Below are 23,115 nucleotides of genomic sequence, written 5' to 3' on the forward strand. Positions count from 1 at the left end.
TAGGCATTAAGCCGGTTTTGTTAGCCCAAAAAATTCACGGGCAGTCAACTCATCACGCGCAATCTGCGCTTTTAGTTCATCCAGCGAGGCAAATCGCTGTTCGCTGCGTATTTTTTTACGCAGTACTACATCTATATGGCGACCATACAGGTCCATTACAACGTCCAATAGATGCACTTCCAACTGTTGGCGTACGCCTGCTACCGTCGGGCGGGTGCCGATGTTGGCGACGCCGGGCAACGGTTTATCGCCCAGTCCCATCACTTCAACCGCATAAACCCCTTTCACCGGAGAAACCTGGCGACGCAGCGGTAAGTTTGCCGTCGGAAAACCGATGGTGCGCCCTAATTCATCACCGTGAACGACACGTCCTGAGATAGTAAAAGGATGCCCAAGCAGGCTTTCGGCCAGTTGCAGGTTATCTTCTGCCAGCGCCTGACGTACCGCGGTGCTGCTAATGCGCACACCGCCTTCGCAGAAGGTTTGGGTGCTGGTGATATCAAAACCATACTCAGCGCCCGCTTCCTGTAATAACAAGAAATCGCCCGCACGGCTAGCGCCAAAGCGGAAATCATCACCAACGGCAAGAAATTGTACACCAAGGCGCTTAACCAGCAGATCGCTGATGAAGGTCTGCGCCGTTAATGCCGCAAAGCGCCTGTCAAAACGCACGCACAGCACGTAGTCCACGCCGCATTCCGCCAGATAACGCAGTTTTTCGCGCAGGCGAGTGAGGCGCGCAGGTGACTTGTCGGTCGCAAACAGCTCTAGCGGCTGCGGCTCGAAAATCATCACCATCACCGGTAAATTGCGTTTGCGCCCTTCTTCCCGTAAACCCTGCAGCAACGCACGGTGGCCACGGTGCACGCCGTCGAAATTACCAATAGTCAGCACACACCCATGCGGGGCCTGACTGAGATTATGTATGCCTCGTATCAGCTTCATGTCTGGCTCAAAACAGTGAAAATCGTGAAAGTATACCCTGTACCGCGGTCAACGTTAACCGGCGATTGTTTCTACGAAACAGAAAGAGGATTGTTTTCATTGTTATGAAACAAATTGCAGACCTTCACGGGCACGCCAATGCAATTTTTCTCGTGGAAAAGCTGTATTCACGCCACGCAAGCTGGTAGAATCCTGCGCCATCACTACGCAACGAGTGCTGCAATTTAAACGGCGCTTATTTGCACAAATCCATTGACAAAAGAAGGCTAAAAGGGCATATTCCTCGGCCTTTGAATTGTCCATATAGAACACATTTGGGAGTTGGACCTTGGCTAATATCAAATCAGCTAAGAAGCGCGCCGTTCAGTCTGAAAAGGCCCGCAAGCACAACGCTAGCCGTCGCTCTATGATGCGTACTTTCATCAAGAAAGTATACGCAGCTATCGAAGCTGGCGACAAAGCTACTGCACTGAAAGCATTTAACGAAATGCAACCAATCGTGGACCGTCAGGCTGCTAAAGGTCTGATCCACAAAAACAAAGCTGCACGTCATAAAGCAAACCTGACTGCACAGATCAACAAACTGGCTTAATCGCCTGCTTGTTGTTGCTTTGTGAAAAAACCCGCGCAAGCGGGTTTTTTTATGCCTGCTATCTGACGTTTTTCTCTTTAGCCACTGATGTTGTTCTCGCTCGTTAACGCTCTTCCTGACCAGCCTGTTTTTTCAGCTATCCCTTCCTCAGTCGCGTCGCGTAATACTTGAAAGTTATTTTCTTTCACTGTTTTCCTTTTTTTATTTCATTATTAATAAAACTGTGACCACCTTAGCAAATAGAAACATCGTTCATTCAAAAACGAATAAACGCAATCCTGATGTAAGATTTGATAATTGATTGCCGCGGTAGGGTTAACTACTTTTCATGTACACCTTACTCACTCATTTTAATCTGAGGATAAATTCAGTAACGACATAAAAATAATATTTAAAACTTGCTTGGAAAGTAGAAGCTGTTTTTCTGGGCGTATCGTTCCAGTATCGGAGTTATTATTATGAGTTCTGTTATTGAGGATACCCAGTCATGCGGGTCAACATCATTATCTTTACTACAGCGTATTAGCTACGGCTCTTTGGATGTGGCGGGTAATCTGCTGTATTGTTTCGGTTCAACTTACATTTTATATTTCTACACAGACGTTGCAGGTATTAGCCTCGCCGTAGCAGGCGTCATCCTGCTGCTGGCACGTATTGTCGATGGCATAGACGCCCCCATATGGGGGATCATCATCGATAAAACGCGTTCGCGTTACGGTAAATGCCGCCCCTGGTTTTTATGGTTGCCATTACCTTTTGCCGTATTCAGCGCCCTGTCATTTTGGTCTCCTGATATCAGTATGACCGGAAAAGCTATCTATGCAGCAATATCTTATATGATTGCCAGCATTCTATTTACCGGACTTAATACACCGCTCAGTGCAATATTACCCCTGATGACCTTATCTCCTAAGGAAAGACTGGTTTTAAATTCCTGGCGAATGACCGGTGGGCAAATTGGGGTTTTATTAATGAATGCGACCGCACTGCCGTTAGTTGCTTTTTTAGGTAACGGAAATGATCATGCGGGTTTTATTTATACGGCGATTATATTTGCCGTAATATCCTGTTCGTTAACGCTTTTCGCCTTTAAAAATATCCGAGAAATGAATACGGATAAAATTCAACAAGAACCTAAATTGCCGATGAAAAAGAGTTTTGCGGCAATGAAAGGCAACTGGCCATGGATCCTGATGGTGCTGGCAAACCTGATCTTCTGGATTGCCCTACAACAACGCTCCACAACGATTGTCTACTATCTTACCTACAACCTCGACCGCAAAGATCTGGTTCCGCTGATTAACAGCCTGGCGACAATTCAGATCCTGTTTATCATCGCTATCCCCTTCTTTAGCAAATACCTGGCTAAAACGTGGATATGGGTAGGCGGTCTGCTGGTCGCCACTCTTGGCGGCATCATGATGTGGCTGGCAGCGGACAACATTCCTTTTCTCATCGCCGCCTGGGTACTCGGCAATATCGGCAGCGGTATCGCCTGCTCAATGCCGTTTGCCATGCTGGGCTTCGCAGTCGACTTCGGCGCATGGAAGACGGGTATTAAGGCTACCGGCATTCTTATCGCCTTCGGCAGCACCTTCTGCATCAAGATGGGTAGTGGCCTCGGTACCGCTTTCGCTGCCTGGATCATGAACAGTTTTGGCTATGTCCCCAACCATACCCAGAGTGCTGCGGGTCTGGAGGGAATTACCTGGGCCTTTATCTGGGCACCCGCCCTACTCTTCGCGCTCGCAGCGATCCCACTACTTTTCTTTCGTAAATACGAAGCGATGGAAGAGAAGATTCGCCACGATCTGGAAACCATCAACTAAAAACGATCTTTACCTTCACCCTCGAAATATGGGAGGCACCACCATGCCATTTATGCAACATGACCCGCGTCGCCTGGTCTGGCAGCAAAACGATCGCTATTTATGGATTGAACCCTGGGGCGAGAACAGCCTGCGCGTACGCAGTGGCCGTCATCTGCCGGTAATGAGAAATGAAGACTGGGCATTGACTGAGCCAGTCGCAGAAAGCCACTGCCACATTGATTATGAGCACCACCAGGCGACGCTGACCAACGGCAAAATTATCGCTATCGTCAATCAAAAAGGACAAGTTACCTTTTACCGCCATCCACACAAACCTCTGTTGCAGGAGTTCTGGCGCCTGCGGGGCGAAATTGGCGAGGATGAATCTTCTCACGGCCAGTACGTCAGCGCACTCAACCTTGAAGGGCGCGAATTCCGCCCTATTCAGGGTGGAAAATATTCACTTAAAGCCCGCTTCGAAGCCAGCGAAGGGGAAAAAATTTATGGTATGGGGCAGTATCAACAGGCTAACCTGGATCTCAAAGGATGCGTTCTTGAGCTGGCGCAACGTAACTCCCAGGCCTCAGTACCGTTTATGCTCTCCAGTCTGGGCTACGGATTTTTATGGAATAACCCGGCAGTCGGGCGCGTAACCTTTGCCCACAACGTTACCGAATGGGAAGCACAGGTCAGCGAACAGCTGGACTACTGGATCACGGCTGGCGATACCCCGGCAGAAATTAGCCGGGCTTATGCGCTGGCTACCGGCACACCGCCGATGATGCCGGACTACGCCATGGGCTTCTGGCAGTGCAAACTCCGCTATCGTACGCAGGCAGAGCTGCTGGAGGTTGCCCGCGAATATAAGCGCCGCAATCTGCCTATCTCGGTGATCGTTATCGACTTCTTTCACTGGCCGAATCAGGGTGACTGGATGTTCGATGCGCGCGACTGGCCCGACCCTGATGCCATGATTGCCGAGCTGAAATCGCTGGAAATTGAGCTGATGGTCTCCGTCTGGCCGACGGTGGATAACCGCACTGAAAGCTATCGGGAGATGCGCGAAAACGGCTGGCTGGTACAGACGGAACGTGGCTTGCCAATCAATATGGATTTCCTCGGCAACACCACTTTCTTTGATGCTACCCATCCGGGTGCGCGGGACTACGTCTGGGGCAAAGCCAAACGCAACTATTATGATAAAGGCGTGAAGCTATTCTGGTTAGACGAAGCCGAACCTGAGTTCAGCGTTTATGACTATGACAACTATCGCTACCATGCCGGGCCGGTACTGGAAGTGGGCAATATCTACCCGCGAATGTACGCCAAAACCTTTTTTGATGGTATGAAAGCCGATGGTGAAGACAAGGTTATCAACCTGCTACGCTGCGCCTGGGCCGGCAGTCAAAAGTATGGCGCACTGGTCTGGTCAGGTGATATTCACTCCTCGTTTAGATCGCTACGCAACCAGTTTGCCGCCGGACTCAATATGGGAATCGCGGGGATCCCGTGGTGGACGACGGATATCGGTGGTTTTCATGGCGGTAATATTCACGACCCGCGTTTCCATGAACTGCTGATCCGCTGGTTCCAGTGGGGCGTATTTAGCCCGGTGATGCGTCTGCACGGCAACCGCGATCCGCAGATTTTACCGGAACAACCGTACCGGGATGGTATCGCCCAGTGTCCTACCGGTGCACCGAACGAAGTCTGGAGCTACGGTGAGGACGTGTGCGACGTACTGACGGGTTGCCTGGCGTTGCGAGAGAAACTGAAGCCCTATATCAAAGCGCTGATGGAGGAAACCCATAAGCACAATACGCCAGTGATGCGCCCCCTGTTTTTTGATTTCCCCGAACAGGAAACAAGTTGGGCAATCACTGACCAGTACTGTTTTGGTCCTGACCTGCTGATTGCCCCCGTAATGCATGAAGGTATGCGCGAACGTGATATCTGGCTACCGGAAGGGGAAACATGGACGGATCTTACGACCGGCGAGAGTTATTCGGGAGGGCAAACGTTGCACTATGCCGCGCCATTGAACAGAATTCCGGTATTTATCCGCGAAGGTGGGCAGTATCGTAGCTTATTGAGGCTATAGCATGAAACCGGCTGCGGGTGAGTACCGCAGCCGGAAGTATTACGGTAAGTATGTCTACTGTGGCTTGAACAATGCCGAGTAGTCCGCATTGCAAATACGCTGCACCGCCGGATGCTGGATCATTCTTTCCGCAAATATGGCGTGATACTCTTCCATCACATTTTCTACGCGTCCAATTTCAACAATAGAATCATCAGCATAGAAATTGTGCGAATACAGAGTTGGTGCAACAAAAATAGCATTATGCGTTGCCCCAAACGCTTTCATCAGCGCAGCGTCATCAAACTCACCGAGGATTTCGACATTCAATCCCTGTGAGTTGATCCAGTTCAGCAGCTTACGTCCGAGCATCGAACGACGTCCAGGGATCAGCAACCGACGTTCCTCAAGGCAGGCCGGGAATGGTTTTTCAGGCAGCGGTTTGGTGCACCAAAAACTTACGCTGCATTCGCCTATCCGCACTGAGAACAACCCTTCCTGCTGCGTAGAATCAATCGGACAGTCGGAGATAATCATATCCAGCTTATGCTGGCTGAGTTGATCCAACAGCATCTCGTGCGTTGACTCAAAACAACGCAGATGGATTTGTTCATCTTCAACCACAGCGGCATCCAGTACGCTGCTGACCAACTGCTTCGATAGCGCATCCGCCACGCCGACATCGAACAGCAAATTAGACTCTTTGCGGTAGTTCACGATATCCAGCATTTCCTGGCTTAAGGTGAACATCTTATCCGCGTAACGAAAAACCAATTCGCCTAACTCACTGGGCTCCAGCCCACGCCCCTTCCGCTTAAACAATTTTCCCTGTAAGCGTTCCTCAAGCGCTTTAATCTGCCCGGTAATGGTCTGCGGTGTCAGATAAAGCGCTTCTGCTGCACCAACCACTGACCCTTCTTTATAGACATGCCAAAAGTAGTACAGATGGTTGTAATTTATATGAGACATACTCTCTCCCTGAAAATTGTCACGAAAGGGTTATCCCGTCAGGCTGATGCGTTCAACCGGGCACGTAACCAGCAGTAACCTATCACTGCCGACAACAAGGAGCCGATCAGGATCCCCAGTTTTGCCCAGTTAATCAGCTCAGGATCGACGTTGCCAAACGCCAGGCTGGCAATAAAAATCGACATCGTAAAGCCAATACCGCAAAGAATACCGACCGCCATAATCTGCTGGAAATTCGTTCCTTCCGGCAATTGCGCCACCTTGAGGCGTAACGCCAGCCAGCAAAACAGACTGATACCCAACGGTTTGCCGATCAACAGGCCGGCAATGATCCCCAGCGGTAATATCGAGGTCAGTCCATCAATAGTGACGCCCTGCAGTGAAACGCCCGCGTTGGCGAAAGCAAACAGTGGCAGGATCAGGTATGCCACCCATGGATGCAGAACATGCTCCAGTCGCTTCGCCGGTGAACGCCCATGTTTTTCCTTCAATGGAATGAAGAAGCCCACGATCACGCCCGCCAGAGTTGCATGCACGCCAGACTTCAGTACGGCAGTCCACAGCACTACGCCGACCAGAATATAAATACCGGTGCGTCTCACTCCGCACAGATTCAATCCTGCCAGAACAAGGATCGCGCACGCGGCAACGCCCAGCGACAGCAGCGAGAGGTCGCTGGTATAGAACAGTGCGATGATTACGATAGCGCCGAGGTCATCAATAATCGCCAGCGCCATCAGGAAGATTTTCAACGCCAGTGGTACACGACTGCCCAACAACGCCAGCACACCTAACGCAAAAGCAATATCCGTTGCCGCCGGGATCGCCCACCCTTCACGGGTGATGGGATCGGCATAGTTGAATGCCAGGTACAGCAGCGCCGGGACAATCATGCCCCCGATAGCAGCAATGATCGGGAACGCCGCCTGACGCAGACTGGCCAGCGAACCTTGCATTAACTCGCGCTTTACTTCCAGACCAATCAACAGGAAGAACACCGCCATCAACGCGTCGTTGATCCACAGCAGCATATTTTTGTTGATCTCAAGCGCGCCAACCCGCAGTTGAACGGGCGTTTCCAAAAAGGCGTGGTACCATCCACTGGTAACCCCGATATTTGCCATCAGCATAGCGACCACGGCTGCGATGATCAGAATGATGCCCCCCGAGGCGTCACTACTAAAAAAACGATGCAGATGTTTCACTTTTATTCTCTCTATTGGGTGAATACTTCGTAAATACTATCTTACACCCTCAAAAAGCTCGTTAAAATTAGATTATTCATGATGGATAAATCGGTTTTTACGATCTATACAGAGTAAGTCGATAAAGATTTTCCGAGCGGAAAACAGAAATAAAAAAGCCTGAGACTTTTCAGTCCCAGGCTTTTTATTCGAGATAAAACTGCGAATTAGCGAGTCAGATCGTCAAAGAACTTCTTCACACCGTCGAAGAAACTTTTGGAGCGCGGACTGTTTTGTTCGCCGGTCGGGCCGCCAAAGCTGTCCTGCAGATCTTTGAGCAGTTGCTTCTGCTTGTCGTTCAGGCCCACTGGGGTTTCAACCACCACGCGGCACAGCAGGTCGCCCTGAGCGCCACCGCGTACAGACTTGACGCCCTTTCCACGCATGCGGAAAAGTTTGCCAGTTTGCGTTTCGCCCGGAATTTTTAGCTTCACGCGACCGTCCAGCGTTGGGACTTCAATCTCGCCGCCCAGCGCAGCCATCGCAAAGTTAATCGGTACTTCGCAGTACAGGTTATTGCCTTCACGTTCGAAAATTGGGTGCTGTTTTACCTGCACCTGAACGTACAAATCACCTGCTGGCGCACCATGTTCACCGGCTTCACCTTCGCCCGCTAAACGAATGCGGTCGCCGGTATCAACCCCTGCCGGGATCTTAACGGACAGCGTTTTGCTTTTCTCAACACGACCATGACCGTGGCATTTGTTGCACGGATCTTTGATCAGCGTACCGCGGCCCTGACAGTGTGGACAGGTCTGCTGTACGGCAAAAAAGCCCTGACGCATCTGTACCTGACCAGAACCGTGACAGGTTGGACAGGTCTGTGGCTGAGTACCTGCCTTCGCACCGCTACCGTGGCAGACGTCACACTCTTCCAGAGTCGGAATACGGATCTCTTTGGTGACGCCACGCACGGCTTCTTCCAGAGTGAGATCCATGTTGTAACGTAAATCAGCACCACGTGAGGCGCGCTGACGACCACGACCGCCGCCAAAGATATCGCCAAACACGTCACCAAAGATATCGCTGAAGTCAGCCCCGCCGCCAAAACCGCCGCCGCCGCCCATGCCGCCTTGCTCAAACGCAGCATGACCGTACTGATCGTAAGCCGCACGTTTTTGCGCATCGGTCAGGATTTCGTACGCTTCTTTGATCTCTTTAAACTTGGCTTCGGCCTCTTTATCACCCTGGTTGCGGTCCGGGTGAAATTTCATGGCCAGGCGCTTGTAGGCCTTTTTGATTTCACGCTCTTCCGCTGATTTGGAAACGCCTAAAATCTCGTAATAGTCTTGCTTAGCCATCTCTTTTTATCTGCCCCTAACATGCGTGCACGGGCGGAGAGGAAACCTCTTCGCCCGTGCCAGTAATTACCCGTTCAAAGGGCGATTATTTTTTGTCTTTCACTTCTTCAAACTCGGCATCGACAACGTCGTCATCTTTCGCGTTGTTTGCAGAAGCATCAGCGCCTGCTGCACCAGCCTGCTGCTGTGCGTGCTGCTGCTGAGCGATTTCCATCAGTTTCTGGGAAACCTGTGCCAGCGCCTGCATTTTCGCTTCGATATCCGCTTTGTCTTCGCCTTTCAGAGAAGTTTCCAGCGCTGTCAGTGCAGACTCGATGGCAGTTTTGTCGTCAGCTGGCAGTTTGTCGCCTGCTTCTTCAACCTGCTTACGAGTGCTGTGCAGCAGATGGTCACCCTGGTTACGAGTCTGAACCAGCTCTTCAAACTTACGGTCAGATTCTGCGTTCGCTTCTGCTTCGCGAACCATTTTCTGAATTTCTTCTTCGTTCAGACCAGAAGAAGCCTTGATGGTGATCTTCTGCTCTTTACCGCTGTTTTTGTCTTTCGCGGAAACGTGCAGGATACCGTCGGCATCGATGTCAAAAGTAACTTCGATCTGCGGCATACCGCGCGGAGCCGGGCTGATACCATCCAGGTTAAACTGACCCAGATCTTTGTTATCAGCGGCGCGTTTACGTTCACCCTGCAGCACGTGGATAGTTACCGCAGACTGGTTGTCTTCAGCGGTAGAGAACACCTGGCTGTGCTTGGTCGGGATAGTGGTGTTTTTCGCGATCAGTGGAGTCATCACGCCACCCATGGTTTCGATACCCAGAGACAGCGGGGTAACGTCCAGCAGCAGCACGTCTTTCACATCACCGGTCAATACACCACCCTGAACGGCAGCACCGATTGCCACTGCTTCGTCCGGGTTAACGTCTTTACGCGGCTCTTTACCGAAGAACTCAGCAACTTTCTTCTGTACCATCGGCATACGAGTCTGACCACCGACCAGGATAACGTCCTGAACGTCGGAAACAGACAGACCAGCATCCTGCAGAGCAACTTTCAGCGGCTCGATAGAACGGTTAACCAGGTCTTCAACCAGGCTTTCCAGTTTCGCACGGGTCACTTTGATGTTCATGTGTTTCGGACCAGTCGCGTCTGCAGTAATGTACGGCAGGTTCACGTCGGTCTGCTGAGCGGAAGACAGTTCGATCTTCGCTTTCTCAGCGGCTTCTTTCAGACGCTGCATCGCCAGCGGGTCATTACGCAGATCGATACCCTGATCTTTCTTAAATTCGTCAACCAGGTAGTTGATCATACGGCTGTCGAAGTCTTCACCACCCAGGTGGGTATCACCGTTGGTTGCCAGAACTTCGAAGGTTTTTTCGCCGTCAACTTCGTCGATTTCGATAATAGAGATATCGAAAGTACCACCACCGAGGTCATAAACCGCGATAGTACGGTTGCCGACTTCTTTATCCAGACCGTAAGCCAGTGCCGCTGCGGTCGGTTCGTTGATGATACGTTTTACTTCCAGACCTGCGATACGGCCAGCATCTTTGGTTGCCTGACGCTGAGCATCGTTGAAGTATGCAGGTACGGTGATAACCGCTTCAGTTACCGGTTCGCCCAGGTAATCTTCAGCCGTTTTCTTCATTTTTTTCAGCACTTCAGCAGAAATCTGCGGCGGTGCCATTTTCTGACCTTTTACGTCAATCCATGCATCACCGTTGTCAGCACCGATGATTTTGTACGGCATGATGGCTTCATCACGCTGTACTTCTTCGTCCTGGAAGCGGCGGCCAATCAGGCGTTTAATCGCAAACAGGGTGTTTTGCGGGTTTGTCACTGCCTGACGTTTAGCCGGCTGACCAACCAGAGTTTCACCATCCTGGGTATAAGCAATGATAGAAGGCGTGGTGCGATCGCCCTCGGCGTTCTCCAGCACACGTGCAGTAGTGCCATCCATAATCGCTACACAAGAGTTGGTAGTACCCAGGTCGATACCAATAATTTTACCCATCTAAACGTCTCCACTAAAAATTCGGTCATCATGTGGTTGTGAATCTGTAATAAGGGCGAAACGTGCGGTTTCAACTACCCTGAATCGTTTTTTTTCAGACTCACCACTGCGGTTGTCTACAAGATGGGGTCGTAACCCACGTCATCAAGGGGGGCATGAAAATTTTTTTTAGCACAGTGGCGATAAAATTAAGGTAAAAAGGCAGAAAGGCAAAAAAACGAATAGTTTCCAATCAAAATCAATTCACAAAACAAATCAAAACCAGCACGGTCATTCATGTGAAAATTGTAATAAAAAGAAAAGATTACGACCATGAAACGGTTTCCCGTCGGCGGTAAGATGGTCTGATGTCACACACTTTTACAGCCGTCAAAGAGAAATTCCATGAAATCCGTGTTAACCCTTTCCACCAGCCTGCTTATGGGCCTGCTGCTGAGCAGCGCCGCGCACGCTAACGATCATAAAGTTCTGGGTATGATTGCGATGCCCCGCAACGCAACCAACGATCTCACGCTGAGAATTCCCGTTTGCCGGGTAGTGAAGCGCATTCAGCTCACCGCCGATCGCGGCGATATTAAACTTAACGGCGCATCCGTCTACTTCAAAGCAGTACGCACTTCCAGCCAAAGCCTGAACGTCCCGTCATCCATTAAAGAGGGACAAACGACCAACTGGATCACTATTAATAGCGACAACGACAATAAACGCTGCGTGTCTAAAATCACCTTCTCAGGCCAGTCAGTAAACTCCTCTGACATGGCAACGCTGAAAGTTATTGGCGACGATTAATTCCGCACATTTTGATTCAGAAGCCATAGAAAACATGCGGGGCAGACACGCGGTTGATGTGAAAGCCTTTGATCTGGAATAACCACTGCCGCGCCCATGAAGCAGCGCCATCTGGCGATGGGTATTTCTTACCAGATCGTCCACCAAATCCCTCAGCTCCCGGCGGTACTTCAAATCGTCTGTCTTAGCAAAATGATCAACCACGCGTAAGCGTGATGTCCATCACAGGGAAAATAATTCATTTTCCCTTCGTTAGATCATAGACAGTGCCCTCTCCCCTGATTATCATGCCGCGCCCCGAAGACAGTGATCGTTATTTGGGGAAACTATTTCACCATTCAATCAATGATGATTTTGAGGAATTATGGGCAACACTAAGTTGGCTAATCCGGCACCGCTGGGCCTGATGGGCTTTGGCATGACCACCATTCTGCTTAACCTGCACAACGCGGGTTTCTTCGCCTTTGACGTTATTATTCTGGCGATGGGCATTTTCTACGGCGGTATCGCGCAAATATTTGCCGGTCTGCTGGAATATAAAAAAGGCAACACCTTCGGTTTAACCGCCTTTACCTCCTACGGTTCGTTCTGGCTGACGCTGGTTGCAATCCTGATCATGCCGAAAATGGGCCTGGCGGATGCAACCAATGGTCAGTTCCTGGGCGTATACCTGGGTCTGTGGGGCGTGTTTACACTGTTCATGTTCTTCGGCACGCTGAAAGCTAACCGCGCGTTGCAGTTTGTCTTCCTGAGCCTGACAGTGCTGTTCGCACTGCTGGCGGTCGGCAACATTGCAGGTAACGAAGCGATCATTCACGTTGCTGGCTGGATTGGCTTAGTGTGTGGCGCAAGCGCCATTTACCTGGCGATGGGTGAAGTGCTGAACGAACAGTTTGGCCGTACCATCCTGCCGATTGGTGAAGCGCACTAATCTGACGCTATCCCCCCGAACGGGGGGATATTCCTTACAAGCGCTGTAACTCTCCCTGCACGCTCGTATCGCGATGATAAATATCCTGTCGCAGCCAAACCCCCAGACCTAATCCCACCAGCGATAACGCCAGCACATACCAGGCCGGAGCCATTGGCGACACGCTCATTAACATCGTCACGGCGATTGGTGTCAGACCACCAAAAATGGCGTACGACACGTTGTAAGAAAAGGAGATTCCGGTAAAGCGGACCTCCGCCGGAAACGCCCGCACCATCACATAAGGCACAGCCCCCACCACGCCAACGCACAACCCTACCAGCCCGTATAGCAAGAACAAGTGCTGAGGATGGCTGCCGGTCAGATGATAGAAAAACCAGCTTGAACAGGCCAGCAGCAGGCTGCCGACAATAAAGGTTTTGCTGGCGCCGACCCGGTCGACAATAAACCCGGCCAGCAGACAGCCGACGCACAGCATAATGGTCGCGACACTGTTGGCTTGTAACGTCAACGCCGGTGCAAAACCATACTGCTTCTGCAACCAGACTGGCGACATCAGGATCACCACCACAATCCCGGCCGATAACAGCCAAGTCAGCAGCATAGAAATAACCACCGCTTTTTTATGTTTGCTCACCACCGACTTCACCGGTAGCTCTTGCGCCAGCGCTTTACGCTGCTGCATTTCGAGGAAAATGGGCGTTTCCTGCAACCAGCGACGCAGGTACATCGCCACCAGCCCAAACACGCCCCCCAGCAGGAACGGGATACGCCAGCCGTAGTCATGCACCGCCTGCTGCGTCAGGCTGGTATTCACCAGCGTCGCAACCACCGATCCCAGCAGAATCCCCACCGTCAGCCCGGCGGTCAGCGTGCCACAGGCAATGCCGATGCGGCGCTCCGGTACGTGCTCTGCCACGAACACCCACGCGCCCGGCACTTCTCCGCCGATGGCAGCGCCTTGCAAAATGCGCATCAGGAGTAACAGCAGCGGCGCGAGGATCCCCATTGAGGCGTAGGTAGGCAAAAGACCAATCGCCAGCGTCGGTATCGCCATCAGCAAAATGCTCAGGGTGAACATTTTCTTACGCCCGACCAGATCACCAAAGTGCGCCATGATGATGCCACCCAGTGGACGCGCCAGATATCCGGCGGCAAAAATGCCGAAGGTTTGCACCTGACGTAGCCATTCAGGAATGTCTGCCGGGAAGAAGAGTTCGCCAACAACAGCGGCAAAGAAGACGAAGATAATGAAATCATAAAACTCAAGCGCACCGCCGAGGGCAGCAAGCGTAAGAGTTTTATAATCCTGGCGATTCAGCGGTCGAGTGTGTTGTGACATAGCAAACCATGAGTCAGTGGAGTTATTGAATCTGTCTGTCGATATATGTAAAGCAAAAATTACTATATCGTAAACAATTCAATACTCCACTGTCATTGGCACTTATGTCACGATCGGGCTACTTTCAGGCGTTTATATCGCGGATTGCGCTTTTAGGACGAAAAGATGCTACAACAGCCGGTGCGGTTTCCACATACGGCCCATCCAGTAACTGTATACAATACGGTACACTTGCAAAAATACCCGGCACGATAACCTTACCGTCGGCATCTTTCACGCCTTCCAGCGTTTCTTTGATCGATTTCGGCTGCCCTGGCAGATTCAGAATCAACGCCTGTTTGCGAATCACACCAACCTGGCGGGAGAGAATAGCCGTTGGCACAAAGTGCAGGCTTATCTGGCGCATCTGCTCGCCAAAGCCCGGCATCTGGCGGTCGGCTACGGCCAGCGTGGCATCAGGCGTTACATCGCGGCGGGCCGGACCCGTTCCGCCGGTAGTCAGCACCAGATGACAGCTCATTTCATCCACCAGCTCACATAAGGTCTGTTCGATGATCGCCTGTTCATCCGGGATCAGTCGCGTTTGCAGCTCAAAAGGGGTGGTAAGGGCAGATGCCAGCCACTCTTCAAGGGCCGGGATACCTTTATCCTGGTAAACGCCGCTGGAAGCACGGTCAGAAATGGAAACCAGGCCAATGCGTAAAGTATTCATGATTATTCCGTTTAAACAGTCTCGTTAAACAGAATGATACACTGCGAAGGGAAGGACAGACAGGTTTCAGAAGAGGTAGCGTGACCCATATCAGGGCCACGCATTAATGATTACAGCAGATCGCCGATCATTTTTTCCAGTTTACCCTGGTCTACAGCAAACTTACGGATACCGTCCGCCAGTTTGTCTACAGCCATCGGATCCTGGTTGTGCTGCCACAGGAACTCAGCTTCGGTGATGCGTGCAGGGCGCGCTTTCACTTCGCCAGAGAAGGACAGTTTACGTTCGATAGTGCCTTCGCTTTCCGCCAGTTCTTTCAGCAGTGCCGGAGCAATAGTCAGACGATCGCAGCCTGCCAGCTCAATGATTTCGCCGACGTTACGGAAGCTCGCACCCATCACCACGGTTTCGTAACCGTGCTGTTTGTAGTACTCATAGATTTCCGTTACGGAAACCACACCCGGATCTTCTGCCGGTGCATACTCTTTCTTGTCAGTGTTGGCTTTGTACCAGTCCAGAATACGACCAACAAACGGAGAAATCAGGTATACGCCAGCTTCTGCACATGCGCGCGCCTGCGCGAAGGAGAACAGCAGAGTCAGGTTACAGTTGATACCTTCTTTTTCCAGCTGCTCAGCGGCACGGATGCCCTGCCAGGTTGAAGCCAGTTTGATCAGAATGCGATCGTTGCTGATGCCAGCATCGTTGTACATTTTGATCAGACGTTTTGCTTTCGCGATGGACGCGTCGGTATCGTAAGACAGACGAGCGTCAACTTCAGTAGAGATACGGCCCGGGACCAGTTTCAGGATCTCCAGACCGATATTTACTGCCAGTTTGTCGGTCGCGTCGACGATCTGCTGTGCGCGGTCGTTGCTCTGCTGCTTAGCCCAGGCTACAGCGTCATCAATCAGCTTGCGGTATTCTGGGATCTGCGCTGCGTTAAGAATGAGAGAAGGGTTAGTTGTGGCATCCTGAGGCTGATACAGCTTCATTGCCGCGATGTCTCCGGTGTCGGCCACTACTGTGGTGAACTGACGAAGGGAGGTCAATTTGTCCGTCATGATAGCGATTCTCTTTAAACAGCTTGTTAGGGGGATGTAACCGATCTTCCCTGATGATAGCACGACGCACTCTCAGCGCAACCGCCTGGATTGTCCGACCCGCCGCTCAGCCCTGATTACGCATCTCACAGCTCGTGATGCGCAATTAAGGATATACCTATTGTTATGGTAAACTCCCGCAATCAATCACCTTATAAGGTATATACTGGTCGATAATTGGTAGCGCTTACACGGGATTATTCGCGCTTACCGGCATCAACAAGAGGGATGTTAATGCCTGATTTTTTCTCATTTATTAATGAAATACTCTGGGGATCGGTGATGATCTACCTCCTGCTTGGCGCAGGATGTTGGTTCACCTGGCGTACAGGGTTCGTGCAGTTCCGCTATATTCGCCAGTTTGGCAAAAGTCTTAAAAACAGCATCAGCCCGCAGCCGGGCGGTTTAACTTCTTTTCAGGCTCTGTGCACCAGTCTTGCCGCGCGCGTCGGTAGCGGAAATCTGGCGGGTGTGGCGTTGGCGATCGCTGCCGGCGGCGCGGGAGCCATTTTCTGGATGTGGGTCTCGGCGGTCATTGGTATGGCAACCTCATTCGCCGAATGTTCCCTTGCCCAGCTGTATAAAGAGCGCGACAGCAAGGGACAGTTTCGCGGCGGTCCTGCATGGTATATGGCCCGTGGATTGGGCATGCGCTGGATGGGCGTGCTGTTTGCCATCTTTTTACTCATTGCCTATGGCCTGATTTTTAACAGCGTGCAGGCAAACTCAGTCTCTCGTGCGTTGACCTTTGCTTTTGACATCCCTCCCCTCTTCTCCGGTATCGCACTGGCAATAGTGTCATTACTGGTCATCGTCGGCGGCATTAAAGGCGTTGCCCGCCTGATGCAATGGTTTGTTCCGATGATGGCGCTGCTGTGGATCGGTTGTAGCCTCGTCATCTGCCTTTGGCATTTCGGACAGCTCCCCGGCATTATCATGACCATCATAAAAAGCGCCTTTGGCTGGCAGGAAGCCGCGGCCGGTGCAGCCGGGTATACGCTAAGCCAGGCCATTGCCAGCGGTTTTCAGCGCGGTATGTTCTCTAATGAAGCCGGAATGGGCTCAACTCCGAACGCGGCTGCCTCGGCAGCATCCTGGCCGCCACACCCTGCAGCACAAGGCATTGTGCAAATGATTGGTGTATTGGGCGATACGCTAATTCTTTGTACGGCCAGCGCAATGATCATTTTACTGGCGGGTAATGGCACCACTTATGTGCCAATGGAAGGCATCCAGTTGCTGCAACGAGCCATGGTCTCGCTGACGGGTGAATGGGGGGCCGGATTCGTTGCCTTAATAGTGATTCTGTTTGCCTTTAGCTCTATCGTCGCCAACTACATTTATGCGGAAAACAACCTCATTTTCCTGAAACTGGACAACATCCGGGTTATCTGGTTATTACGTATTGCCACCGTTTGCACCGTCATTGGCGGTACGTTAATCAGTTTTCCGCTGGTCTGGCAACTTGCCGACATCATCATGGCCTGTATGGCCATTACTAACCTGACGGCGATTCTTCTGCTTTCTCCGGTTGTCCATACCATCGCCAGCGACTATCTGCGCCAGCGAAAACTCGGGGTGCGCCCGGAATTCGATCCGCGCCGTTATCCTGATATCAGACAACAGCTTGCGCCCGATAGCTGGGATGAAACGCCGCGCGAATAGCGCGGCAATCGCAACCATCGATCAATTCAGTCGTTTTTTTTGCTAAAGTCGCAGTAAATTTCCTGCAAGGACTGGATATGCTGATTCTGATTTCACCTGCAAAAACGCTCGACTACCAAAGCCCGCTGGCAACGACACGTCATACGCTGCCCGAGTTGCTGGATCACTCTCAGCAGCTTATTCACGTGGCACGCCAGCTCTCTGCACCGCAGATTGGCAAGCTGATGGGGATTAGCGACAAGCTGGCGGATCTGAACGCCACCCGTTTCCATGACTGGCAGCCTGACTTCACGCCGGACAATGCACGTCAGGCCATTCTGGCGTTTAAAGGCGACGTCTATACAGGGTTGCAGGCTGAAACCTTCAGCGAGGCGGATTTCGACTTCGCTCAACAGCATTTACGGATGCTGTCCGGGTTGTACGGCGTTTTGCGTCCGCTGGATTTGATGCAGCCATACCGTCTGGAGATGGGCATTCGTCTGGCCAATGCGAAGGGTAAAGATCTCTACCAGTTCTGGGGAGATACCATCACCGATAAACTTAACGAAGCGCTGGAAGCGCAAGGCGACAGCGTGGTGATCAACCTCGCCTCGGATGAGTATTTTAAATCCGTGAAGCCGAAAAAACTCAACGCTGAGCTTATCAAACCGGTCTTCCTCGACGAGAAGAACGGCAAGTTTAAAGTCATCAGCTTCTATGCCAAAAAAGCGCGCGGCCTGATGAGTCGCTACATTATTGAGAACCGCTTAACGCAACCGGAACAGCTGACCGCATTTAACAGCGAAGGCTACTTCTTTGATGAAGAAGCATCAGGAAACGGCGAACTGGTGTTTAAACGCCACGAGCAATAGTAAAAAGGCCGGATGACGGCTAACGCCTTATCCGGCCTACAGGTTTTGTCGGCCCGCTATGCAAAGCGCCAGCGGGCGCAACCGTTAACCGCGGGTCATCATCAGCTTGCGCAGTTCAGCAAAATCAGCTGGCAGGTGATGAGAAAGCAGCGGCAGGTCCGCGCGTTCCGCCAGTTCTTTTGGCAACGCCAGCGTCAGGTCAAGAATCTCTTCAACGCTTTCTTTAAACTTCGCCGGATGCGCAGTACCAAGGAACAGGCCGTACTCGCCAGGATTCAGTTGGTCACGCAGCGCTCGGTAAGCCACCGCTGCATGCGGTTCTGAGGTGTAGCCTATCTCATGTAACTCACGCATCGTGTCCTGAGTCGTCGCATCGTCAACAGCGGCATAACCCAGCTCATTCAGACGCCAGATTTTACGGCGGAACAGTTCTTCCACGCGCGGCCAGTTGTTCGGCTGGCTGACATCCATCGCATTCGACAACGTTGCCTGGGTCGCTTTCGGCGCCCACTCACCTTCTGCAAGGAAACGCGGAACCGTATCATTAACGTTAGTCGCCGCGATAAAACGCTTCACCGGCAAGCCCAGTGATTTCGCCAGCAGCCCGGCGCTCAGATCGCCAAAGTTACCGCTGGGAACGGAAATCACCAGTTGATTACGCGCCTCTTGCGGCAGTTGGGCCACAGCCTCAAAGTAGTAACAGATTTGCGCCAACAGGCGGCTGATGTTAATTGAGTTCGCCGAGTTCAGTCCCAGAGCCACCTTCAGCTCTTCGTCATCAAACGCCTGTTTCACCAGCGCCTGGCAGGCATCAAAATCGCCATCAATCGCCACAGTTTCAATATTACCGCCCAGCGTACAGAACAGTTTTTCCTGTAATGGGCTGATCTTGCCGTTCGGGTAGAGGATCACCACGCGCACATTTTTCAGGCCATAAAAGGCATGCGCAACCGCCGCCCCGGTGTCTCCGGAAGTCGCCGTCAGAATCGTTACCGGTTTGTCGCCACTGATGTGCGTCAGCATCTGCGCCATAAAGCGCCCGCCAAAGTCTTTAAATGCAAGCGTAGGGCCGTGGAACAGTTCCAGACAGCCGACATCCGCGGCAACCTGGGCAACCGGAGCCGGAAAGGCAAATGCCGCACGCACGCGCTCTTCCAGAATTTCCTGAGGGATCTCATCACCAATAAATGCGGACAGGATCTTCGCGCTGCGGCTAACGAAGTCCTGGTTCAGCATCTCATCCACTTCTGTCAGATTGAATTCCGGTAGATCGTGCGGAAAAAACAATCCCTGATTCTTGCCCAGTCCTTGCGTAACAGCCTGTGCAAAGCTGACCTGTTCGTTGTGATCTTTCAGATTATACAGTTTCATTGATTATCCCAGTACCCGTGCGCCCGCCGTGTCCAGCCGGCAAATATGAACAAAGCCTTCCTGATTTTGTAGGTAATTTTTACCCAGCCAATCTGCTACGCGCTGTGCCGTATCCGGCTTATCGCACAAAGCGAACAGCGTCGGCCCAGACCCAGATATACCGCTGGCCAGCGCGCCAATTTCTGCGACCGCCTGACGCGCCTGGCTAAAGCCTGGCAGCAAGCGGGTACGATACGGCTCAGCAATGACATCTTTCATCAGCTTCGCGGCCAGAAGAGGCTGACGGGAATAGCAGGCATGGATGAATCCAGCCAGATGCCGCCCGTGAGCGATACAGTCCTGACGGCGATACTGCGCTGGGAGAATCGCCCGCGCTTCTGCCGTCGACACTTTAATCCCTGGATACGCCAGTACCCACAGCCACTCATCAAAGCCTGGCACCTGCTGGCTAATAATGCCGTTTTCTTCAATCATTAACTGCATACCGCCCAAAAAGCACGGGGCGACGTTATCGTAATGAATACTGCCGGAGATACGCCCTTCAAGTTCGCCCATTATCGCTAACAGGCGCGTATCGTTGAGCGGCTTACCGCAATGTTCGTTCATAGCGACCAGCGCCGCCACGACGGAACAGGCGCTGGAGCCTAACCCGGAGCCAATCGGCATATTTTTTTCCAGCGTCATCGCCACCGGAACGCTTTTACCCAGCTCCTGACAGAATCGCTCCCAGCACTGGTAGACAATGTTTTCTCGCGGCTCAGGCGGCAGTTTGTTGGCAAAGCGCCCAAGGTTGTTCAGGCTGAACTGGTCAGCCGCCTCAACGGACACCACATCACCCAACAGCGAACCGTCCACCGGCGTTACCGCTGCACCGAGCACATCAAACCCGACGCTCATATTGGCACTGGAAGCCGGGGCATAAACTCTCACCATGTCAGACTCCTAACTTCCATGAAAGGGTGCGTAGCAAGTCGGCAAAGACGCCCGCCGCCGTCACATCGTTACCCGCGCCATATCCGCGCAGAACCAACGGTAACGGCTGATAGTAGTGGCTATAGAACGCCAGCGCGTTTTCACCGTTTTTCACTTTAAACAGCGGATCGTTGCCGTCTACTGCATCAATTTTCACGCGACAAACGCCGTCCTCTTCGATATTGCCAACATAGCGCAATACTTTTCCCTCATCACGGGCTTTCGCCACACGCGCGGCAAAGACGTCATCCAGCTGCGACAATTTCGCCATAAACGCGGAAACATCACCGGAGTCATCAAACTCTTTTGGCAGGACCGGCTCAATGACAATGTCAGAAAGCTCCAGCTCACGACCGGTTTCACGGGCCAGGATCAACAGCTTACGCGCCACGTCCGTACCGGAAAGATCGTCACGTGGATCGGGTTCGGTATAGCCCATCTCACGCGCCAGGGTGGTGGCCTGCGAGAAGCTCATGCCTTCATCCAGCTTGCCGAAAATAAACGACAGTGAGCCAGAAAGGATGCCTGAAAAACGTTGCAGTTCATCACCTGCGCTGAGCAGATTTTGCAGGTTTTCAATAACCGGCAAGCCCGCGCCCACGTTGGTGTCGTACAGGAATTTACGACGAGACTTCGCGGCGGCAAAACGCAGCTGATGATAGTAATCCATCGACGACGTGTTGGCCTTTTTGTTCGGTGTAACCACGTGGAAGCCTTCACGCAAGAAGTCGGCATATTGGTCTGCTACCGCCTGGCTTGACGTACAGTCGACAATCACCGGATTGAGCAGATGGTATTCTTTCACCAGACGAATTAAGCGCCCAAGGTTGAAAGGCTCTTTCGCGCTCTCCAGCTCCGACTGCCAGTTTTCCAGATTCAGACCGTGGACGTTGGTCAGCAGAGCCTTCGAGTTCGCCACGCCGCACACGCGCAGATCGATATGCTTCTTTTTGAGCCAGGTTTGCTGACGTTTAAGCTGCTCCAGCAGTGCACCGCCCACGCCACCTACGCCAATCACAAACACTTCAATCACCTGGTCGGTGTTGAACAGCATCTGATGGGTCACGCGCACGCCGGTGGTCGCGTCATCGTTATTCACCACCACCGAAATAGAACGCTCAGACGAGCCCTGGGCGATCGCTACAATATTGATGTTCGCCCGAGCCAGCGCGGCAAAGAACTTCGCCGAGATGCCGCGCAGGGTGCGCATACCATCACCAACAACAGAGATGATGGCCAGACGCTCAGTCACCGCCAGCGGCTCCAGCAGGCCTTCTTTCAGCTCGAGGTAGAATTCATCCTGCATAGCGCGTTGTGCACGCGCGCAGTCGCCCTGCGGGACGCAGAAGCTGATGCTGTATTCAGAAGAGGATTGGGTGATCAGCACTACCGAGATGCCCGCACGCGACATTGCGGCAAAAACGCGCGCCGCCATGCCCACCATGCCTTTCATTCCAGGGCCGGAAACGCTAAACATCGCCATGTTATTGAGGTTAGAAATACCTTTTACCGGCAAATCATCGTCATCACTGCTGGCACCGATCAGCGTACCGGGCGCTTGCGGATTGCCGGTATTTTTAATCAGGCACGGGATCTGGAACTGGGCAATAGGGGTAATGGTGCGCGGGTGCAGCACTTTAGCGCCGAAGTAAGAAAGCTCCATCGCTTCCTGATAAGACATCGACTTAAGCAGTCGGGCGTCGGGTACCTGACGCGGATCGCAAGTATATACACCGTCGACATCGGTCCAGATTTCACAACAATCGGCACGCAAACAGGCGGCCAGTACGGCGGCAGAGTAGTCAGAGCCATTACGCCCCAACACCACTAACTCACCTTTTTCATTTCCAGCGGTAAACCCTGCCATCAGAATCATGTGGTCCGCAGGAATACGGCTGGCGGCGATGCGGCGCGTAGATTCGGCGATATCAACGGTAGATTCGAGGTAATGGCCGACAGCCAGCAATTTCTCCACCGGGTCGATGACCGTTACGTTATGCCCGCGTGCTTCCAGCAGGCCGGCCATGATAGCAATCGACATTTTTTCACCACGGCAGATAAGCGCGGCATTGATGCTGTCCGGGCACTGTCCCAGCAGGCTGATGCCGTGCAGGACGTGCTTAATCTGAGCAAATTCTTGTTCAACAAAGGCTTTGAGCTGCGCCAGCGGAAAACCTGGTTGCTCGGCGGCAAGACCCACCAGCAGCTCGGAGAAAATGCGTTCGGCGTCGCTGATATTAGCTAAAGCATCCTGACCACCGATGGTCTTCTCAATCATCGCCACCAGATGGTTGGTAATTTTTGCGGGGGCAGAGAGAACGGTTGCGACCTGCCCCTGTCTGGCATTGCTTTCCAGAATATCGGCAACCCGCAGAAAGCGCTCTGCATTTGCCACTGATGTACCGCCGAACTTCAACACTCGCATGGTT

18 protein-coding genes and 1 pseudogene are annotated in these 23,115 nt (G+C 52.2%); 7 read left to right on the forward strand and 12 right to left on the reverse strand.

Going from position 1 to position 23,115, the window contains the following annotated elements; all coding sequences use genetic code 11:
- Nucleotides 1-6: 6 nt before the first annotated feature.
- A complete protein-coding gene (gene ribF, locus OGX97_RS04620) occupies nt 7-945 on the reverse strand; it encodes a bifunctional riboflavin kinase/FAD synthetase (protein WP_003829725.1) in 939 nt (312 codons plus the stop codon).
- Nucleotides 946-952: 7 nt separating this feature from the next.
- Nucleotides 953-1,168 (reverse strand): annotated as a pseudogene (locus OGX97_RS04625) (DUF2575 domain-containing protein).
- 105 nt (nt 1,169-1,273) lie between these two features.
- Here OGX97_RS04625 and rpsT point away from each other — a divergent pair.
- The 3 genes from rpsT to OGX97_RS04640 all read left to right on the forward strand — a co-directional run bounded on the left by rpsT (nt 1,274) and on the right by OGX97_RS04640 (nt 5,449).
- A complete protein-coding gene (rpsT, locus tag OGX97_RS04630) occupies nt 1,274-1,537 on the forward strand; it encodes a 30S ribosomal protein S20 (RefSeq protein WP_003018940.1) in 264 nt (87 codons plus the stop codon).
- A 458-nt stretch (nt 1,538-1,995) separates the two neighbouring features.
- Entirely contained in the window at nt 1,996-3,366 is a 1,371-nt protein-coding gene (locus tag OGX97_RS04635; protein ID WP_235125487.1) for an MFS transporter, read from the forward strand.
- 43 nt (nt 3,367-3,409) lie between these two features.
- A complete protein-coding gene (locus OGX97_RS04640) occupies nt 3,410-5,449 on the forward strand; it encodes a glycoside hydrolase family 31 protein (RefSeq protein WP_279850918.1) in 2,040 nt (679 codons plus the stop codon).
- A gap of 54 nt (nt 5,450-5,503) precedes the next feature.
- Here the strand turns inward: OGX97_RS04640 and nhaR are convergent, their stop codons facing one another.
- The 4 genes from nhaR to dnaK all read right to left on the reverse strand — a co-directional run bounded on the left by nhaR (nt 5,504) and on the right by dnaK (nt 10,950).
- Nucleotides 5,504-6,397: a transcriptional activator NhaR gene (nhaR, locus tag OGX97_RS04645; protein ID WP_032942332.1), complete on the reverse strand. Its 894-nt coding sequence runs from the start codon at nt 6,395-6,397 to the stop codon at nt 5,504-5,506.
- Nucleotides 6,398-6,435: 38 nt separating this feature from the next.
- On the reverse strand, nt 6,436-7,602 hold the full coding sequence (nhaA, locus tag OGX97_RS04650; protein WP_008786152.1) for a Na+/H+ antiporter NhaA: 1,167 nt from the start codon (nt 7,600-7,602) through the stop codon (nt 6,436-6,438).
- A 206-nt stretch (nt 7,603-7,808) separates the two neighbouring features.
- Nucleotides 7,809-8,942 (reverse strand): molecular chaperone DnaJ, encoded by a 1,134-nt coding sequence (gene dnaJ / locus OGX97_RS04655; RefSeq protein ID WP_003829737.1) that lies wholly within the window; start codon nt 8,940-8,942, stop codon nt 7,809-7,811.
- Between the two features lie 85 nt (nt 8,943-9,027).
- A complete protein-coding gene (gene dnaK / locus OGX97_RS04660; RefSeq protein ID WP_003829739.1) occupies nt 9,028-10,950 on the reverse strand; it encodes a molecular chaperone DnaK in 1,923 nt (640 codons plus the stop codon).
- Between the two features lie 384 nt (nt 10,951-11,334).
- Between dnaK and OGX97_RS04665 the strand changes: the two genes are divergently transcribed.
- Together OGX97_RS04665 and satP are read left to right on the forward strand one after the other, a co-directional pair.
- Nucleotides 11,335-11,739: a DUF2541 family protein gene (locus OGX97_RS04665; protein ID WP_057066993.1), complete on the forward strand. Its 405-nt coding sequence runs from the start codon at nt 11,335-11,337 to the stop codon at nt 11,737-11,739.
- Between the two features lie 364 nt (nt 11,740-12,103).
- The gene (satP, locus tag OGX97_RS04670; RefSeq protein WP_003829744.1) at nt 12,104-12,670 is read left to right on the forward strand and encodes an acetate uptake transporter; all 567 of its coding nucleotides are present in this window, start codon (nt 12,104-12,106) and stop codon (nt 12,668-12,670) included.
- A 34-nt stretch (nt 12,671-12,704) separates the two neighbouring features.
- Here the strand turns inward: satP and OGX97_RS04675 are convergent, their stop codons facing one another.
- The 3 genes from OGX97_RS04675 to tal all read right to left on the reverse strand — a co-directional run bounded on the left by OGX97_RS04675 (nt 12,705) and on the right by tal (nt 15,788).
- Entirely contained in the window at nt 12,705-14,012 is a 1,308-nt protein-coding gene (locus OGX97_RS04675) for an MFS transporter (RefSeq protein WP_032942331.1), read from the reverse strand.
- Between the two features lie 124 nt (nt 14,013-14,136).
- Nucleotides 14,137-14,724, reverse strand: a complete 588-nt coding sequence (mog, locus tag OGX97_RS04680; protein ID WP_003829749.1) for a molybdopterin adenylyltransferase — start codon at nt 14,722-14,724, stop codon at nt 14,137-14,139.
- A 110-nt stretch (nt 14,725-14,834) separates the two neighbouring features.
- On the reverse strand, nt 14,835-15,788 hold the full coding sequence (gene tal, locus OGX97_RS04685) for a transaldolase (RefSeq protein ID WP_003829752.1): 954 nt from the start codon (nt 15,786-15,788) through the stop codon (nt 14,835-14,837).
- 273 nt (nt 15,789-16,061) lie between these two features.
- Here tal and OGX97_RS04690 point away from each other — a divergent pair, with 273 nt between their 5' ends.
- On the forward strand, nt 16,062-17,492 hold the full coding sequence (locus OGX97_RS04690) for an alanine/glycine:cation symporter family protein (RefSeq protein ID WP_020996236.1): 1,431 nt from the start codon (nt 16,062-16,064) through the stop codon (nt 17,490-17,492).
- Between the two features lie 77 nt (nt 17,493-17,569).
- On the forward strand, nt 17,570-18,343 hold the full coding sequence (yaaA, locus tag OGX97_RS04695; protein WP_032942329.1) for a peroxide stress protein YaaA: 774 nt from the start codon (nt 17,570-17,572) through the stop codon (nt 18,341-18,343).
- An 84-nt stretch (nt 18,344-18,427) separates the two neighbouring features.
- On the opposite strand, the gene thrC is transcribed toward yaaA, so the two are convergent.
- From thrC to thrA, 3 genes are read right to left on the reverse strand one after another with little or no spacing between them, the layout of a single operon-like run.
- Nucleotides 18,428-19,714, reverse strand: coding sequence for a threonine synthase (gene thrC, locus OGX97_RS04700; RefSeq protein ID WP_235125489.1), 1,287 nt, complete (start codon nt 19,712-19,714; stop codon nt 18,428-18,430).
- Nucleotides 19,715-19,717: 3 nt separating this feature from the next.
- Entirely contained in the window at nt 19,718-20,647 is a 930-nt protein-coding gene (gene thrB / locus OGX97_RS04705; protein WP_128611311.1) for a homoserine kinase, read from the reverse strand.
- Nucleotide 20,648: 1 nt separating this feature from the next.
- Nucleotides 20,649-23,111 (reverse strand): bifunctional aspartate kinase/homoserine dehydrogenase I, encoded by a 2,463-nt coding sequence (gene thrA, locus OGX97_RS04710; protein WP_003829761.1) that lies wholly within the window; start codon nt 23,109-23,111, stop codon nt 20,649-20,651.
- Between the last annotated feature and the right edge of the window lie 4 nt (nt 23,112-23,115).

Origin of the sequence: Citrobacter sp. Cpo061, assembly GCF_030332845.1 — a bacterium.
Taxonomy (GTDB): domain Bacteria; phylum Pseudomonadota; class Gammaproteobacteria; order Enterobacterales; family Enterobacteriaceae; genus Citrobacter; species Citrobacter portucalensis.